This window comes from Burkholderia glumae LMG 2196 = ATCC 33617, assembly GCF_000960995.1.
In the GTDB taxonomy this organism is placed as follows: Bacteria; Pseudomonadota; Gammaproteobacteria; order Burkholderiales; family Burkholderiaceae; genus Burkholderia; species Burkholderia glumae.
In genome coordinates this window covers 269,914-286,153 of record NZ_CP009435.1, presented here as the reverse complement: position 1 = coordinate 286,153, position 16,240 = coordinate 269,914, and the positions used below count along the sequence as shown (strand labels likewise).

Genomic DNA, 16,240 nt, shown 5'->3' with positions numbered 1-16,240 from the left:
GCGGTTGCGCGGCGCCGCGATGACGCCCGGCCGGGCCGCGGCGATCTGGGCCGCGCTCGCGGTCGCGGCCGGGCTCGTGCTGGTCGCGTCGCTCGCGCTCGGCAGCGTGCCGATCACGCCGTGGCAGGCGCTGTGCGCGCTGTTCGCGCCGGGCCGCGATGCGCTCGCGGGCGAGATCGTCACCACGCTGCGCCTGCCGCGCGCACTGGCCGGCTTCGGCTGCGGCGCGCTGCTGGCGCTGGCCGGGGCGCTGCTGCAGGTGCTGCTGCGCAATCCGCTCGCCGAGCCCTACGTGCTCGGCGTGTCGGGCGGCGCGGCCGGCTTCGCGCTGGCGGCGATGATCGCGGGCGCCGCCTGGTGGCTCGTCGACGCGGCCTCGTTCGTCGGCGCGCTGCTGTCGACCGCGCTGGTGCTGGGCCTGACCTATCGGCCGCTGGTGCGCGGCGCGTGGCGCGCCGGCCCGGGGGACGCGCGCGATGCGTCGCCCAGGCTGCTGCTGACCGGCGTGGTGATCGCGGCCGGCTGGGGCGCGCTCGTCACGCTGATGCTGTCGATCGCGCCCGACGATCGCCTGCGCGGCATCCTGTTCTGGCTCGCGGGCGACCTCGGCAGCGCGGCGCCGCCGTGGTTCGCGCTCGGTGCGCTGGCCTGCGCCGCGGCGGCCGCGCTGCCGGTCGCGCCACAACTGAACGTGCTGCTGCGCGGCGATACCGCGGCGGCCGCGCTCGGCGTGCCGGTCGCGCGGCTGCGGCTGCGGATCGTGCTGATCGCCTCGCTGGCCGCCGCCGCCGCGCTCACCACGGCCGGCACCATCGGCTTCGTCGGCCTGGTCGTGCCGCATGCCTTGCGGCTCGCGTTCGGCAACGACCAGCGCATGCTGCTGCCCGCCTCGCTGCTGGCGGGCGGCGCCGTCGTGATGGGCGCCGATCTGGTGGGGCGCACCGTGATCGCGCCGGCGCAGTTGCCGGTCGGTGCGATGACGGCGCTGCTCGGCGTACCGGTGTTCCTGTGGATGCTGCTGCGCCGGCCCGCGCCATGAGCGGCGGGGCGAACCGCGCCGCTGGCGCCGGCGGCTGGCGCGCCTGCGGGCTGCGGCTCGCGGCCGGCTCGCGCACGCTCGTCGAGGCCCTGTCGCTCGCGTTCGGCGCCGGCGAACTGTGGTGCATCGCCGGCCCGAACGGTGCCGGCAAGACCACCCTGATCTCGGTGCTGGCGGGGCTCGCCGAGCCGGCCGCGGGACACGTCGAAGCCGACGGCAGACCGCTCGCCGCATGGCGGCCCGAGTCGCTCGCGCGGCGCCGCGCGCTGATGGCGCAGACGCGCCACGACGCGTTCGCCGCGAGCGTGTTCGACACGGTGCTGGCGCATCGCTTTCCGCATCTGGGCGGCTGGGGCTGGGAGCGCGAGGCCGATCGCGCCGCCGCGCGCGAGGCGCTGGCCAGGCTCGATCTGGCGGCGCTCGCGCCGCGCAACGTGCTGACGCTGTCGGGCGGCGAGCGCCAGCGCGTCGCGCTGGCCGGCGTGCTGTGCCAGGGCGCGCCGCTGCTGCTGCTCGACGAGCCGCTCGCGCACCTGGACCTGCACCATCAGGCCGATTGCCTCGACGCGCTCGCGCGCTGGTTGCAGGACGGTGCGCCGCGCAGCGTGATTTTCTCGTGCCACGATCTGAACCTCGCGCGCCGTTTCGCGACCCACGCGCTGCTGCTCGACGGCCGCGGCGGCGCGCTGGCCGGCCCCGCGCGCGAGGTGCTGACGGCCGAGGCCGCGAGCGCCGCGTTCGGCTACCCGCTGGTGCTGATCGAGCGCGACGGCCACGAGGCGCTGGTGCCGGCCTGGCCGGCGCAGCCGCAGCGGGGGCGCACGGCGCCATGACGGCGGCCACGCCACCGACCCACTTACCGAGGCCGGCGCGATCCACGCGCGGGCCGCTATTCGAAACGAATCCGGCATGAACGATACCTACCTGGTCCCGGCCGTCGACGCGCTCGACGACACGCTCACGGCGACGCTGCAGCGCCTGATCGATACCAAGACCAAGCCGCCCGGCAGCCTGGGCCGGCTCGAGGCGCTGGCGCTGCAGCTGGGCCGCATCCAGCGCAGCACCGCGCCGCGCGTCGAGCGGCCCGTGACGATCGTGTTCGCGGCCGACCACGGCATCGCCGCCGAGGGCGTGAGCCCCTATCCGCAGGCGGTGACCGCGCAGATGGTGGCGAACTTCCTGGCCGGCGGCGCGGCGATCAACGCGTTTTCGAAGGTGGCCGGCTGCGAGCTGGAGATCGTCGACGCGGGCGTGGCCACGCCGCTACCGGCGTCGCCCGCGCTGGTGTCGGTGCCGGTCGCTCCCGGCACGCGCAACTTCGCGCGCGAACGCGCGATGAGCGACGCGCAGTTGCATGCGGCGCTCGCGGCCGGCGCGGCGCGCGTGGCGCACCATGCGGCGCTCGGGACCAACGTGCTGGGCTGCGGCGAGATGGGTATCGCCAACACCTCGTCGGCGGCCTGCCTGATGAGCCGCTTCACGGGCCTGCCGCTTGCCGAGTGCGTGGGGCGCGGCACCGGCCTCGACGATCGCGGGCTGGCGCACAAGCGCGCGGTGCTGGAGGCGGCGCTCGCGCGGCACGCCGACGCGCAGGCGCCGCTGGCGGTGCTGGCCGCGTTCGGCGGCTTCGAAATCGCGATGATGACGGGCGCGTTTCTCGCGGCCGCGCGGCTGCGCATGGCGATCGTGGTGGACGGCTTCATCGCCAGCGCGGCGCTGCTGGCCGCCGTGGCGCTCGCGCCGGCCGTGCGCGACTACTGCGTGTTCTCGCACGTCTCGGACGAGGCCGGCCACCGCCGCATGCTCGACCACCTCGGCGCCGCGCCGCTGCTCGCGCTGGACCTGCGGCTCGGCGAGGGCACGGGCGCCGCGCTCGCGCTGCCGCTGCTGCGCGCGGCGGCCGCGTTCGTCAACGAGATGGCCAGCTTCGAGGCCGCCGGCGTCGCGAACCGCGGCGACGCGTAGGCGGGGGCACGCGATGCGCTGGTCCGCCGAATTGCGCTATTTCTTCGTCGCGCTCGGCTATTTCACGCGCGTGCCGATCCCGCGGCGGATCGGCTACGCGGCGGGCGACCTCGATCAAGCGGCGCGCTACTTCCCGCTGGTCGGCGTCGGCGTCGGCGCGCTCGCGGCGGCCGTCTACCTGGGCGCGGCGCGGATCTGGCCGGCCGGCGTGGCGGTGCTGCTGTCGATGGCCGCCACGCTGGTCGCGACCGGCGCGTTCCACGAGGACGGCCTGGCCGATAGCTGCGACGGCTTCGGCGGCGGCTACGCGCGCGACGAGGTGCTGCGGATCATGCGCGACTCGCGGATCGGCACGTTCGGCGCGGCCGCGCTCGCCGTCTCGCTGGCGCTGAAGTGGCAGGCGCTCGCGGCGCTGCCGCCCGCGCGCGCGGCCTGGACCCTGCTGGCCGCGCATGCGGCGAGCCGGGTCGGCGCGGTGAGCCTGCTCGTCACGCTCGACTACGTGCGCGAGGAGGGCAAGGCCAGGCCGGTCGCGCGGCGCATGTCGGCGCGCGCGTTCGCGTTCGCGGCGCTGTGCGGGCTGCCGTGGCTGCTCTGCCCGGGCTGGCCGGACTGGCGCCTGGGGCTCGCCGCGCTGGCCGCGCTGCTGGCGGCGCGGGCCGGCATCGCGCGTTATCTGCGGCGCCGGCTCGGCGGATACACGGGCGACTGCCTCGGCTTCGCGCAGCAGCTGTGCGAGCTCGCGATCTACCTGACGGTGCTCGGATGGACGTCGTCCTGATCCGGCATCCGGCGCCGGCCGTTGCCGGGGGCGTCTGCTACGGCGCGACCGATCTGCCGCTCGCGGGCGACGCGGCGGCGGCGGCGGCCGAACTGGCGGGACGCCTGCGCGCCGATGGCCTCGCGCTGCCGGACCGGATCGTCACGAGCCCGCTGCGGCGCTGCGCGGCGGTGGCCGAGGCGCTCGGCGCATTGCTGCAGGTGACGGTGTGCAGCGAGCCGCGGCTGCGCGAGATCGATTTCGGCGGCTGGGAAATGCGCACCTGGGACGAGATCGGGCCGGCCGCGCTCGACCGCTGGCAGGCCGATCTGATGGGCGCGCGCGAGCATGGCGGCGAGGGCGCGGCGCAGTTCGTCGCGCGCGTGGTACCGGCCGCCGCTTCGCTCGAGCGCCGGGCCGGCGCGCCGCCCGTGATCGCCATCACGCATGCCGGCGTGATTCGCGCGCTCGCCTCGCATTGGCTGGGCGTGCCGCTCGCCAGCCTGCTGGCGCGCCCGATCGCCTACGGAGGGCGGGTCGGCTTCGCGCGCGACGCGCGGGGCTGGCACCTGCGGCGCTGGGACGAGCCGGCGGGCTGAGACGGCGACGGCTCCGGCGGTTCGAGCGGGGCCGCCGAACCGCGGTGGCGGGCGGCTGGCCGGCTGCGCTCGACGATGGCCGCAATCGCGCGGCGGATGGCGGCGCCCGTCGCGCGCGGCGTGACGCCCCCTGCGGCGGCGCCGATGCCCGTCCCGTCGGTGGCGCACGGGCGGGCCGTCCGCGTGCCGCCGCGCCCGGGGCGCGCCTCAGGGGCGCCGCGAGCGCGCCGTCTCCAAATCGCGGCAGACCTGCTCCGCGCCGAGCGCGAGGCGCGGCGTGGGCCGCGTCAGCAGATCCCCGTCGATCGCGAACAGATTGCCGCGCGCAACCGCCGTCAGCAGCGGCCAGCGCTGCCAGCGCGCGAGGCTCGGCAGCGCCGCGTCGCCGGCGGTGGCGCCCTGCGCGGTCGCGATGATCGCCTCGGGATCGGCCGCCAGCACCGCCTCGTCGTTGACGGTCGGCGCCACCGGCTTCAGCGCCGCGAAAACGTTGCGCCCGCCGCAGAGGCGCAGCACGTCGCTGACGGTCTGGCTGCCGTTCAGCGTCATCAGCGGCCGGTCCCAGATCTGCAGAAACACCGCCACGGGCGGCCGCGCGGCGTAGCGTGCGCGCAGCGCCGCGATGCGCCGCCGGTACGCGTCGGCCGCCGCGTCGGCCACCTCGCGCGTGCCGAGCAGCCGGCCCAGCCGGTCGAGCGATACCGCCACGTCGTCGAGCCGCTGCGGCTCGCTGACGTAGACGGGGATGCCTAGCGCCTGCAGCTGCGCGGTCTGGCGCTCGGCGCCGCCGTGGCGCCAGACCACGATCAGGTCGGGCTTCAGCGCCGCGATGCGTTCGAGATCGAGCGAGCGGTTGTCGCCAACGCGCGGCAGCGCGCGTGCGGCCGCCGGATAGTCGCTGTAGGCGACCGCGCCCACCATCGCGGCGGCGCCGCCCGCCGCGTAGAGCAGCTCGGTCGCGTGCGGGGCGAGGCTGATCACGCGCCGCGCCGGCGCGGCGAGCGTGACGGCGCGACCCGCATCGTCGGTCACGGAGACGGCCGCCGCGGCCGCCGGCGCCGCACCGCCGAGGCCCAGCGCGAGGCCCAGCGCGAGGCCCAGCGCGAGGCCCAGCGCGAGGCCCAGCGCGAGGCCCAGCGCGAGGCTGCGCGCGCACCGCGCCGCGCACCGCGGCGGCACCGCCGGATCGGATGGCGCGCGCATCGTTCAGCGCGCCGTCCGGCCGCCGGCCGGCGCGGACGAGTCGAGCCGCTCGGCCGGGTGTGCCGATGCGGCCGATTCGGCCGCGAAGCCGGCGAGCGCGTCCGCGAGCCGCTGCCATTCGGCGTTCGTGCCGGGCAGGCCGATCCGCACGCTCGGCGCATGCGCGAAGAAGCGGGTCCAGATACCCTGCCGCGCGAGCGAGTCGTGCAGCGCAGCGGCGCGCGCGTCGTCGGTCCAGCAGAACAGCGGCGTGGCGCGCACCCTCATCCCCAGCGCGCCGAGCAGTGCGGCGAGCCGGGCGCCGTCGCGGGCGAGCCGGGCGCGCGTGGCGCGCTGCCAGTGCGCATCGGCCAGCGCGGCGTGCACGGCATGCCGCGCGGGGCCGCTGACGGTCCACGCGCCGAGTTCGGCGCGCAGCCGCGCGAGCAGGGCCGGCGCGGCCAGCACGAAGCCGGCGCGCACGCCCGCCAGCCCGAAGAACTTGCCGACCGAGCGCAGCACGACGAGGCCCGGGCGGGCGACCTCGGCGGCGAGCGTCGCGTCCGCCTCGCCGGCGTCGGCGAACGCCTCGTCGACGATCAGCGTGCCGCCGCGCGCGGCGAGTTGCGCATGCCAGTCCAGCAGCCGCGCGCGATCGACCCGCTCGGCGGTCGGATTGTTGGGGTTGCCGACGATCACGTGGCGCAGTGCGGCGGGCAGCCGCGTCGCGCCGACGTCGATGGGCGCGATGGCATGGCCGTGCCGCGCGAAGGCCGGCGCGTATTCGCTGTAGGCGAGCGGCGCCACGCCGGCCGTGCCGTGGGCGAGCAGCCCCGGCAGCGCGCGGATCGCCGCCTGGCTGCCGGCCACCGGCAGCACGTGCGCGGGGTCGGGCGCGCCGTAATGGCTGGCGGCCAGCGCGGCGAGCGGGGCATCGTCGCCGGGCAGCCGGCGCCACGCGTCGGCCGGCACCGGCGGCACCGGATAGCCGAGCGGGTTGATGCCGGTCGAGAGATCGAGCCATTGCGCGGCCGGAATGCCGTAGCGGCGCGCCGCGTCGTGCGGATTGCCGCCGTGCGTGATCGCGGGCGGCGTGAAGACGGAGTCGGTCATGAGCTGAGGCGGCGGCTGCCGGAGGAAAAACGGAGACGGGCGCGAGCCAAGGAGGCCGGCGCCGTGCCGCCGGATGCCGGAGCGCGTGCCCGTGACGGCGCGGCGCGCCTCGCGCAGAGCGGCCCGCGCCGCGCCGCCCGCCGCGGCCGGCGCGCGCGGCGGGCGTCAGCCATGATGCGTCGCCACCGCGAGCGCCGCGCAGGCGAGCAGCAGCGCGAGCCACAGGATCGAGGTGCGCGCGACCAGCGACAGCGCGGCGCGCACGTGTTCGGGCGCGGCCGGGCGGCCGGCGCCGAGCGTCGGCCGCGCTTCGAGCTCGCCGTGGTAGACGGCCGGGCCGCCGAGCACGACGTTGAGGCTACCCGCGCCGGCGGCCATCACCGGCCCGGCGTTCGGGCTGTCCCAGTGGCGCGCCTGGGTGCGCCAGCAGCGCCAGGCGCTCGCGGTGTCGCCGAGCAGCGCATAGCTGGCGGCGGTGAGCCGCGCGGGCACCCAGTTCAGCGCGTCGTCGATGCGCGCGGCGGCCCAGCCGAAGCGCAGCAGGCGCGGCGTGCGGTAGCCCCACATCGCGTCGAGCGTGTTGGCGAGCCGGAACATCAGCGCGCCGGGCCCGCCCGCCACGGCGAACCAGAACAGGGCGCCGAAGATCGCGTCGTTGCCGTTCTCGAGCGCCGATTCGACGGCCGCGCGCGACAGCGCCGACATATCGGCCTCGCGCGTATCGCGCGAGACGATCCGCGCGGTCAGCACGCGGGCGTCGGCGAGGTCGCCGCGCACCAGCGCCGCGCCGATCGGCGCGATGTGTTCGGCGAGGCTGCGCGCGCCGAGCGCGAACCAGAGCAGCGCGACATGCAGCGCGAGCGCGAGCGGCCAGGGCAGCAGCGCGATGCAGAGCGCCGCCAGCGCGACGGGCGGCACGACCGCCAGGCACCAGGCGCTGACCCCCGCCAGCCGGCCCCGCGCGCCGGTGTTCAGGCGCGCCTCGAGTCGGGCGGCGAGCCTGCCGAAGCCGACCAGCGGATGGGCGCGGCGCGGCTCGCCGAACCGCCAGTCAACGAGGAACGCGGCGACCGCGAGGATCGCGACGGCGGGCAGCGACAGCATCAGCATCGCGGGGCCGCCTGCGCGGCAGCGGCGGCCGCCGGCGCGCCCTTGAGGGCGAGCGGCAGGCCGGCCACGACCAGGGTCACGCGCGTGGCCAGCGCGGCGATGCGCTGGTTGAGCCGGCCGAGTTCGTCGACGTAGCGGCGCGTTTCGGCGCCGAGCGGCACCACGCCGAGCCCGATCTCGTTGCCGACCACGATCACGCGCGCGCGCGAGGCGGCGAGCGCGGCTTCCAGCGCGCCGACGCGCGCTTCGAGCACCGCGTCGGAGACGCTCGCGCCGTCGGGTGGGCACAGCAGGTTCGCGAGCCACAGCGTCAGGCAGTCGACCAGCACGCAGCCATGCGGGTCGTCGAGTGCGGCGAGCGCCTCGGCGAGCGCCTCGGGCGCCTCGACGAGCGCCCACGACGCGGGCCGGCGCGCGCGATGGTGGGCGATGCGCGCGTCGAATTCGGCGTCGCCGACCACCGCGGCGGTCGCGACATAGGTGACGGCGCGGCCGCTGTCGGCCGCGAGCCGTTCGGCGAACGCGCTCTTGCCCGAGCGCGCGCCGCCGAGGACGAAGGTGAGGTCGTGCGAAGTCATCGCGTGATTGTAACGGGGCGGGAGATAATGCGGCCTTCGCCTCCCGCCAGTTTTCGCTCCGATGACCGCTTTCGATCGCCTGCCCGCCGGGCCGCTGCCCATGCCCCGCGGCACGCTGATGATCCAGGGCACCACCTCCGACGCCGGCAAGAGCACGCTGGTGGCCGGCCTGTGCCGGCTCGCACGCCGCGCGGGGGCCCGCGTCGCGCCGTTCAAGCCGCAGAACATGGCGCTCAACAGTGCGGTGACGGCCGACGGCGGCGAGATCGGCCGCGCCCAGGCGCTGCAGGCGATCGCCGCCGGCATCGAGGCCCATACCGACCTGAACCCGGTGCTGCTCAAGCCGACCAGCGACCGCGGCTCGCAAGTGATCATCCACGGCCATGCGCACGCCAATCTCGACGCGCGCGCCTACCACGCCTTCAAGCCGGTCGCGTTCGAGGCGGTGCTGGCGTCCTATGCGCGGCTGCGCGCCGGCTACGACGCGGTGATCGTCGAGGGCGCGGGCAGCCCCGCCGAGATCAATCTGCGCGAGGGCGACATCGCCAACATGGGTTTCGCCGAGCGCGTCGACTGCCCGGTGGTGCTGGTGGCCGACATCGATCGCGGCGGCGTGTTCGCGCATCTGCTCGGCACGCTCGCCTGCCTGTCCGACAGCGAGCGCGCGCGCGTGCGCGGCTTCGTGATCAACCGCTTCCGCGGCGATCCGGCGCTGCTCGAGCCCGGCCTCGACTGGCTCGAGCAGCGCACCGGCAAGCCCGTGCTCGGCGTGGTGCCCTACCTGCCGGGCCTCGCGCTCGACGCCGAGGACATGCTGCCGAGCCTCGCCCACACGCGCGCCTCGGATCGCGCGGCGAGCGTGCTGCGGGTGGTCGTGCCGGCCCTGCCGCGTATCAGCAACCACACCGATTACGACGCGCTGCGCGCGCATCCGCGCGTCGATTTCTCGTACTGGAAGCACGGTCCGATTCCGCCCGCCGATCTGGTGATCCTGCCGGGCTCGAAGAGCGTGCAGCGCGATCTCGAATGGCTGCGCGCGCACGGCTGGGAGGCGGCGCTCAAGCGCCACCTGCGTTACGGCGGCAAGGTGATCGGGATCTGCGGCGGAATGCAGATGCTGGGTCGCACGCTCGACGATCCGCACGGCCTGGAAGGCGCGCCCGCGCGCGTGGCCGGCTTCGGGCTGCTCGATTTCGACACCACCCTGATGCCGCAGAAGACGCTCCTCAACGTGAGCGGGCGGCTCGGCTGGGGCGCCGGCGCCGCCGTGGCGGGCTACGAGATCCACATGGGCGAGACGCGCGGCCCGGCGCTCGCGGCTCCCGCGCTGCTGCTCGACGGGCCGCAGGGCACGCGCCCCGACGGCGCGCGTTCGGCCGACGGGCAGATCCTCGCGACCTACGTGCACGGCGTGTTCGAGCGGCCCGACGCCTGCGCGGCGCTGCTCGAATGGGCGGGGCTCGACGCGGCCGAGGCGGTGGACTGGGCCGCGCTGCGCGAGGCGTCGATCGAGCGGCTTGCCGACACGCTCGGCGTGCATCTCGACCTCGATCGCACCTTCGGCGCGTTCGCCTGACGAGGGTGCTCCGATTCATTCTCATTGGGAAGTAATGTAAGCCGTTTCGGCGACTTATCGAGGCATCCGGCTTCGAATACAGTTTGCTGCCTTCCCTTTCGAACCGGAGTCGACGATGAACCCCAACCGTTCTGCCGAACTGGGCGCCACCCTGCTGCGCGTGGTGCTCGGCCTGCTGTATCTGATCCATGCCGCCCAGAAGATATTCGTCTTCACGCTGCCCGGCACCGCGCAGTTCTTCGCGTCGATGGGCCTGCCGGGCTGGCTCGCCTACCTGACCACCGCGGTCGAACTGGCCGGCGGCCTCGCGCTGCTGTCGGGGGTCCAGGTACGGGCCGCCGCGCTGGTGCTGCTGCCGTTCATGCTCGGCGCCGCGCACGCCCACTATCCGAACGGCTTCGGCTTCGCCTCGCCGCACGGCGGCTGGGAATATCCGGGGTTCTGGGCGGTCGCGCTGGTCGTGCAGGCGCTGGTCGGCGCCGGAGCCTACGCGCTCGGCGGCCGCAGCGCCGGGCCGCGGGCCGGCGCGCGCGCCGCGACTTGATGCGGCGTGGCGCAGAAATATTGCAATTTGCCTTCGATCGAGGCGCGCGCCAGCCGGCGCGCCGCGTCCGCTGCCCGGCCGTCGCCGCGTCGACTTGCGCGCCTCGTTCCGGTGCGATGCATTTTGCCGATATCATCGATCCCTGTATCCGCAATCTCGCGGCGCCGGCCGATCGGCGCCGCACGGCTTTCCGGGGGCGTACATGACGGTGATCGTGGTGGCAAATCCGAAGGGCGGCGTCGGCAAGAGCACGCTGTCCACCAATCTGGCGGGCTATTTCGCGGCGCAGGGCGCCTGGGTGGCGCTCGCCGATCTCGACCGGCAGCAGTCCTCGCACGGCTGGCTCGGCCTGCGGCCCGCCACGCTGCCGCCGATCGAGGCCTGGGCGCTCGATCCCGGCAATCCCGCCAAGCCGCCGCGCGGCCTCGAATATGCCGTGATCGACACGCCGGCCGGCCTGCACGGCAACCGGCTCGACGTCGCGCTCGATCTGGCCGACAAGGTGATCGTGCCGCTGCAGCCCTCGATGTTCGACATCCTCGCCACCCAGCATTTTCTCGAGCGCCTCGCGAGCGAGAAGGCGGTGCGCAAGGGCACGGTGCAGATCGGCATCGTCGGGATGCGGGTGGATGCGCGCACACGCTCGGCCGAGCAACTGCAGCGTTTCGTCGAGGGGCTGAAGCTGCCGGTGCTCGGCTACCTGCGCGACACGCAGAACTACGTGCAGGTGGCCGCGCACGGCCTGACGCTCTGGGACGTCGCGAGAAGCCGCGTCGAGAAGGATCTCGAGCAGTGGCAGCCGATCGTCGAGTGGGCGCAGGCCAGGCCCGCGAAAGGCGAGGGCAGGGGCGAGGCGAAGAGCTGACGCCGGAGCGCGCGTCTTGCCGCGCGGGCGCCGCGCCGGCCGTTGGCCGGAACGGCCCTAGGGAGCCGCCTCCGGGGGACCATCACCAACGGGCCGCCTAAAGAAGCCGCTTGCAGGAGCCGCCTACAGGGGGCCGCCTACAGGGGGCCGCCTACAGGGGGCCGCCTACAGGGGGCCGCCTACAGGGGGCCGCCGGCAGGGGGGCGCCGGCCGGTGCCGGCCATCAGGCGCCGCCACCGGCGGCTGGCCCCGGTGCCTGCCCCGGGACGGCTCAGGTCCAGCTCTGGGTCGGCACGTGATCGCGGCTGCCCTTCACCTTGTTGTGCTCGTCGACGAACACCAGGTCCGGCTTCCAGCCCGCCTTCAGGTCGGCCTCGTCGACCACCGCGAACGCGGCGATGATCACCAGGTCGCCGAGCTGCGCGCGGCGCGCGGCCGAACCGTTCAGCGAGATCATCCCGCTGCCGCGCTCGCCCTTGATCGCATAGGTCGAGAAACGCTCGCCGTTGTTGATGTTCCAGATATCGATCCGTTCGTTCTCGACGATGTTCGACGCTTCGAGCAGATCCTCGTCGATCGCGCAGGAGCCCTCGTAATGGAGCTCGCAGTGCGTGACCGTGGCACGGTGGATCTTCGATTTCAGCATGTGGCGCTGCATGGCGTTTCCTGGCGTGGGTTGGCGGGATCGCGGCCGGCGGGCCGTCAGATCTCGAGATTGTCGATGAGGCGCGTGGTGCCGAGCTTGGCGGCCGCCAGCACCACCAGCGGCTCGCCGGCTTCGAGCTGGGCGGCGCTCGGCGCCACCAGATTGGCGCGGCGGCGCACCGCGACATAGTCGGGCTGCCAGCCGCGCGCGGCCAGCGCCTCGCGCGCGCGCGCCTCGACGGCCGCGAGGTCGCGCTCGCCGCCAAGCACGCTCTCGCGCACGCGCTGCAGCGCACGCGCGAGCTGCGGCGCCTCGGCGCGCTCGGCCGGGCTCAGGAAGCGGTTGCGCGAGGACATCGCGAGGCCGTCGTCGTCGCGCACCGTCTCGGCGGCGACGATCTCCACCGGCAGCGCGAGCTGATGGCACATGCGGCGCACGATCATCAGCTGCTGGTAATCCTTCTTGCCGAACACGGCCACCTTGGGCGACACGCAGGCCATCAGCTTGGTGACCACGGTGCACACCCCGGTGAAGAAGCCGGGGCGGAACTCGCCCTCCAGGATGTCGCCGAGGTCGTGCGGCGGCTGCACGCGATATTCCTGCGGCTCCGGATAGAGGTCGCGCTCGGTGGGCGCGAACAGCACGTAGACGTTTTCCTTCTGCAGCTTCTCGATGTCCTGCTCGAGCGTGCGCGGATACTTGTCGAAGTCCTCGTTCGGGCCGAACTGCAGCCGGTTCACGAAAATGCTCGCGACCACCGGGTCGCCGTGCTGGCGCGCGAGCCGCATCAGCGACAGATGGCCGTCATGCAGGTTGCCCATGGTCGGCACGAAGGCCGTGCGGTTCTGGCCGCGCAACTGGTCGCGCAGTTCCTGGATCGTGCTGATGACTTTCATGATCGGTCAGGCGGTTCCTCGCGCGTCTCGCGCGTTGCCGCCGCGTCTGGCGCGGCGTCGTGATCGGAGGTGTCGCTCGCCCGGTGCGGCGCACGGCGGCGGGCAAGCGCGAGCGTCGGCGATTGTAGAGGATTTGCCGCGCCAGCGCACCGATAAGCGCACGATCGTTCGGTTTTTGGCGCAAAGGCTGCGGCGTCGCCCGCCACCGGCCTCAGGCCGGCAGATACGCGAGCCGCACGTAGATCGGCGCGAACGGCTCGGGCTGGGTGATCTCGATCAGCGATTCGCGCGCCAGTTCCAGCATGGCGATGAAGTTGACCACCACCACCGGCACGCCGCGCGAGGTGTCGAACAGCTCGGCGAACTCCATGAAGCGCACGTTCTGCAACTGGCGCAGGATCAGGCTCATGTGCTCGCGCACCGACAGCTCCTCGCGCGAGATCTTGTGATGCTGCACCAGCTTCGCGCGCTTGAGCACGTCGGCCCAGGCCGCGCGCAGGTCGTCGGCGTTCACGTCGGGAAAGCGCGGCGAACTGCTCTGCTCGATGTAGACGTCGGCGCGCAGGAAGTCGCGGCCGAGCTGCGGCAACTGGTCCAGCCGCTGCGCGGCGAGCTTCATCTGCTCGTATTCGAGCAGGCGGCGCACGAGTTCGGCGCGCGGATCCTCGGCTTCCTCGCCGGTGTCGGCCTTCTTGACCGGCAGCAGCATGCGCGACTTGATCTCGATGAGCATCGCGGCCATCAGCAGATACTCGGCCGCGAGTTCGAGATTGGACTCGCGGATCTGGTCGACGTAACCGAGGTACTGCGCGGTGACCTCGGCCATCGGGATGTCGAGCACGTTGAAGTTCTGCTTGCGGATCAGGTACAGCAGCAGGTCGAGCGGGCCCTCGAAGGTCTCGAGGAACACCTCGAGCGCATCGGGCGGGATGTAGAGATCCTGCGGCAGCTTGAAGAGCGGCTCGCCGTACAGGCGCGCGAACGCCGCGACGCCGTCGACGGTGTCGGGCGTCGAATCGGCGCCGGCCGGCGCGGCGAGTGCGTCCTCGGGCTTGGCGGCGGCCTCGTCGGCGGCGCTCACGGGTTCAGAAGTTCTGGTAGTAGACGTAGGAGGTCTGCTTCACGCGCGACTGCTGCTGCGCCGAGCGCTCGTCGAGGTCGATCGGCTGCTTGTCCCACAGCAGCGCGCGGCCCTTGCGCTGTTCTTCCTCGAGCGACGGCTTCTGCTGCTTGAGCTGGTTCAGAAATTGCGTGACGTCGGACTGATACGACATGGTCGGTTCCGTGCGAAACGGGCGCGCCGCGTGCCGGCGGGCCGCCCGGGTTGGGGATGCGGGGATTTTACCGCATCGCGGGGAACAGGCGGCAGCAGGCGGCGTCGAAGCAGCGCGACCCGCCGAGTGCGGCCGCGGATTTGAAGATCTTTCAAGGTTTCGCCGCGGCTACCGGGTGCCGGTGTGGTCAAATGGCGTCTTTTGTTCCGACTATTTTCCGAAGGGGGCGGTATTTGACAGGGCAGGCCATTTCACCAGACGAGCGTCGCGCCCGCCGCGCGGCCACGCACGCTCGCACGGCGGCGCGGCCGCCGCGCCTGTTCCCATGGCTTGCATCGCTGCGGCCGCGCCTCGCGGGCATCCTGCTCGGCTGCCTCGCGGCCGGCTTCGCGCTGCCGGCCCAGGCCAAATACGAGGTCGACATCGACGCGCCGCGCTCGGTGCGCAGCCTGCTCAAGCAGCATCTCGACCTGTCGCGCTTCGCCAAGCGCGACGACATCTCCGACGACCAGTTCGAGTTCCTGGTCACCGCGACGCCGCAGCAGGTGCGCGACCTGACCGCCACCGCCGGCTATTTCTCGCCGGTGGTCTCGACCGACGTGCGCAATCACGACGGCAAGCGCGCGGTGACGGTCAAGGTCGATCCCGGGCCGCAGACGGCCGTGGCCGGCGTCGACCTGAGGTTCCGCGGCCCGGTCGGCACCGAGGACCCCGAGCAGGAGACGGCCACGCGGCTCGCGTTCTCGCTGCACGAAGGCGACGCGTTCACGCAGTCGGGCTGGGACGACGCCAAGAACGGCGCGCTCAGGCAGCTGCAGTCGCGCCGCTATCTGGGCGCGAAGATCGTCGCCTCGCAGGCGCGCATCGATCCGCGCACGCGCACCGCGAAGCTGTCGGTCACCTTCGACAGCGGGCCGACGTTTACGCTCGGCGCGCTCGACGTGAGCGGCCAGCGCCGCTATCCCGAGCGCATCATCCGCAACGTCAACCCGCTCGGGGTGGGCGAGATCTACGACGTGCAGCGCATCAACGAACTGCAGCGGCAGGTGCAGAACACGCCGTACTACGCGAGCGTCGCGATCGACGTCGGCGACGACACCGCGAAGCCCCACGACACGCCGGTCCACGTCAAGGTCAGCGAATACCCGTTCAACAGCGTGCGCGGCGGGGTGGGCTATGCCACCGACACCGGGCCGCACGTGCAGGGTTCGTACACGTATCTGGACACGTTCGGGGCGGCCTGGCCGCTGCAGGTGTCGGGCCGCATCGACCAGATCCAGCAGTACGGCCAGGTGCAGCTGTCGATGCCGCCCGGCCCGCGCGCCTGGACCAACAGCGTGCTGGCCTCGTACACCAACACCAACGTGTCGGGCACGCGCATCTACAGCGCACGGGTGGGCGCGCAGCGCGCGAAGACGAGCCAGAACATCGACTACAGCTACTCGATCATGTTCTACGAGGACCGGCTCGACCAGAACGGCGCCGGCCCGACCACCAGCCGCGCACTGGTGCCGCAGTGGTCGTGGACGCGCCGCAACGTCGACGATCCGCTGTTCCCGCGCTCGGGCAACCTGATCCACGCCGAGGCCGGCTTCGCGATCAAGGGCGCGCTGACCGACCAGACCTTCGTGCGCGGCTACGCGCGCGGCCAGCAGTACATTCCGGTCGGCAAGCGTGACCTGGTGCTGTTCCGTGCCGAAGTGGGCGGCGTGTTTACGAGCGGCGGCTCGGCCGGCATCCCGGCCTCGCTGCTGTTCCGCGCGGGCGGCTCGAACTCGGTGCGCGGCTACGGCTACCAGAGCATCGGCAACACCGTGGACGGCTCGGTGCTGCCGACCAAGTACCTGATGACGGGCACCGCCGAATACCAGCACTGGTTCAACCATGACTGGGGCGCGGCGACCTTCTTCGACGTCGGCACCGCCACCGATGCCTGGGGCGAGCGCGTGTTCTATCCCGGCGTCGGCGTGGGCGCGCGCTGGCGCAGCCCGGTCGGGCCGGTCAACGTCGACCTCGCCTACGGGCTGCGCAACCACAGCGTGCGGCCGTACCTGACGCTCGGCATCGCATTCTGACGATGGTTTTCCGGATTC

At 73.5% G+C, this 16,240-nt stretch carries 17 protein-coding genes; 9 read left to right on the top strand and 8 right to left on the bottom strand.

All coding sequences use genetic code 11. From position 1 onward, the window contains the following. The first annotated feature begins 19 nt into the window (after positions 1 to 19). From KS03_RS13885 to cobC, 5 genes are all read left to right on the top strand, one after another. A complete protein-coding gene (locus tag KS03_RS13885) occupies positions 20 to 1,039 on the top strand; it encodes a FecCD family ABC transporter permease (protein WP_039203029.1) in 1,020 nt (339 codons plus the stop codon). Next, entirely contained in the window at positions 1,036 to 1,872 is an 837-nt protein-coding gene (locus KS03_RS13880; RefSeq protein WP_039203026.1) for an ABC transporter ATP-binding protein, read from the top strand. The genes KS03_RS13885 and KS03_RS13880 overlap by 4 nt, the downstream gene beginning before the upstream one ends. A gap of 76 nt (positions 1,873 to 1,948) precedes the next feature. Further along, positions 1,949 to 3,004 carry a nicotinate-nucleotide--dimethylbenzimidazole phosphoribosyltransferase gene (gene cobT, locus KS03_RS13875; RefSeq protein ID WP_015876744.1) on the top strand — a complete coding sequence of 352 codons (1,056 nt, stop codon included), beginning with the start codon at positions 1,949 to 1,951 and terminating at the stop codon, positions 3,002 to 3,004. A 13-nt stretch (positions 3,005 to 3,017) separates the two neighbouring features. Then, entirely contained in the window at positions 3,018 to 3,785 is a 768-nt protein-coding gene (locus tag KS03_RS13870; RefSeq protein WP_015876743.1) for an adenosylcobinamide-GDP ribazoletransferase, read from the top strand. Next, the gene (gene cobC / locus KS03_RS13865) at positions 3,770 to 4,363 is read left to right on the top strand and encodes an alpha-ribazole phosphatase family protein (RefSeq protein WP_015876742.1); all 594 of its coding nucleotides are present in this window, start codon (positions 3,770 to 3,772) and stop codon (positions 4,361 to 4,363) included. The genes KS03_RS13870 and cobC overlap by 16 nt, the downstream gene beginning before the upstream one ends. Before the next feature lie 207 nt (positions 4,364 to 4,570). Here cobC and KS03_RS13860 read toward each other — a convergent pair whose 3' ends face one another. From KS03_RS13860 to cobU, 4 genes are all read right to left on the bottom strand, one after another. Then, positions 4,571 to 5,566: a cobalamin-binding protein gene (locus KS03_RS13860; protein WP_088499457.1), complete on the bottom strand. Its 996-nt coding sequence runs from the start codon at positions 5,564 to 5,566 to the stop codon at positions 4,571 to 4,573. Between the two features lie 3 nt (positions 5,567 to 5,569). Further along, positions 5,570 to 6,658, bottom strand: coding sequence for a threonine-phosphate decarboxylase CobD (cobD, locus tag KS03_RS13855; RefSeq protein WP_039205001.1), 1,089 nt, complete (start codon positions 6,656 to 6,658; stop codon positions 5,570 to 5,572). Positions 6,659 to 6,823: 165 nt separating this feature from the next. Next, positions 6,824 to 7,768: an adenosylcobinamide-phosphate synthase CbiB gene (gene cbiB / locus KS03_RS13850; protein WP_015876739.1), complete on the bottom strand. Its 945-nt coding sequence runs from the start codon at positions 7,766 to 7,768 to the stop codon at positions 6,824 to 6,826. Beyond that, positions 7,762 to 8,346, bottom strand: a complete 585-nt coding sequence (gene cobU, locus KS03_RS13845) for a bifunctional adenosylcobinamide kinase/adenosylcobinamide-phosphate guanylyltransferase (RefSeq protein ID WP_015876738.1) — start codon at positions 8,344 to 8,346, stop codon at positions 7,762 to 7,764. Before cobU ends, cbiB begins: the two co-directional genes overlap by 7 nt. A 61-nt stretch (positions 8,347 to 8,407) precedes the next feature. On the opposite strand from cobU, the gene KS03_RS13840 reads away from it, so the two are divergent. The 3 genes from KS03_RS13840 (at position 8,408) to KS03_RS13825 (ending at position 11,331) form a co-directional block, all read left to right on the top strand. Beyond that, positions 8,408 to 9,922: a cobyric acid synthase gene (locus KS03_RS13840; RefSeq protein ID WP_045678841.1), complete on the top strand. Its 1,515-nt coding sequence runs from the start codon at positions 8,408 to 8,410 to the stop codon at positions 9,920 to 9,922. A 115-nt stretch (positions 9,923 to 10,037) separates the two neighbouring features. After that, on the top strand, positions 10,038 to 10,466 hold the full coding sequence (locus tag KS03_RS13835; protein WP_015876736.1) for a DoxX family protein: 429 nt from the start codon (positions 10,038 to 10,040) through the stop codon (positions 10,464 to 10,466). 202 nt (positions 10,467 to 10,668) lie between these two features. After that, the gene (locus tag KS03_RS13825) at positions 10,669 to 11,331 is read left to right on the top strand and encodes a ParA family protein (RefSeq protein WP_015876735.1); all 663 of its coding nucleotides are present in this window, start codon (positions 10,669 to 10,671) and stop codon (positions 11,329 to 11,331) included. Between the two features lie 271 nt (positions 11,332 to 11,602). Here KS03_RS13825 and panD read toward each other — a convergent pair whose 3' ends face one another. From panD to KS03_RS13805, 4 genes are all read right to left on the bottom strand, one after another. Further along, on the bottom strand, positions 11,603 to 11,989 hold the full coding sequence (gene panD, locus KS03_RS13820; RefSeq protein ID WP_015876734.1) for an aspartate 1-decarboxylase: 387 nt from the start codon (positions 11,987 to 11,989) through the stop codon (positions 11,603 to 11,605). A 44-nt stretch (positions 11,990 to 12,033) separates the two neighbouring features. Continuing rightward, positions 12,034 to 12,873 carry a pantoate--beta-alanine ligase gene (gene panC, locus KS03_RS13815; protein ID WP_015876733.1) on the bottom strand — a complete coding sequence of 280 codons (840 nt, stop codon included), beginning with the start codon at positions 12,871 to 12,873 and terminating at the stop codon, positions 12,034 to 12,036. A 211-nt stretch (positions 12,874 to 13,084) separates the two neighbouring features. Next, positions 13,085 to 13,954, bottom strand: coding sequence for a segregation and condensation protein A (locus tag KS03_RS13810; RefSeq protein ID WP_015876732.1), 870 nt, complete (start codon positions 13,952 to 13,954; stop codon positions 13,085 to 13,087). 4 nt (positions 13,955 to 13,958) lie between these two features. Next, positions 13,959 to 14,147, bottom strand: coding sequence for a DUF3460 family protein (locus KS03_RS13805; RefSeq protein ID WP_015876731.1), 189 nt, complete (start codon positions 14,145 to 14,147; stop codon positions 13,959 to 13,961). A gap of 317 nt (positions 14,148 to 14,464) precedes the next feature. Between KS03_RS13805 and KS03_RS13800 the strand changes: the two genes are divergently transcribed. After that, entirely contained in the window at positions 14,465 to 16,222 is a 1,758-nt protein-coding gene (locus KS03_RS13800; protein ID WP_230674524.1) for an autotransporter assembly complex protein TamA, read from the top strand. Positions 16,223 to 16,240 lie beyond the last annotated feature (18 nt).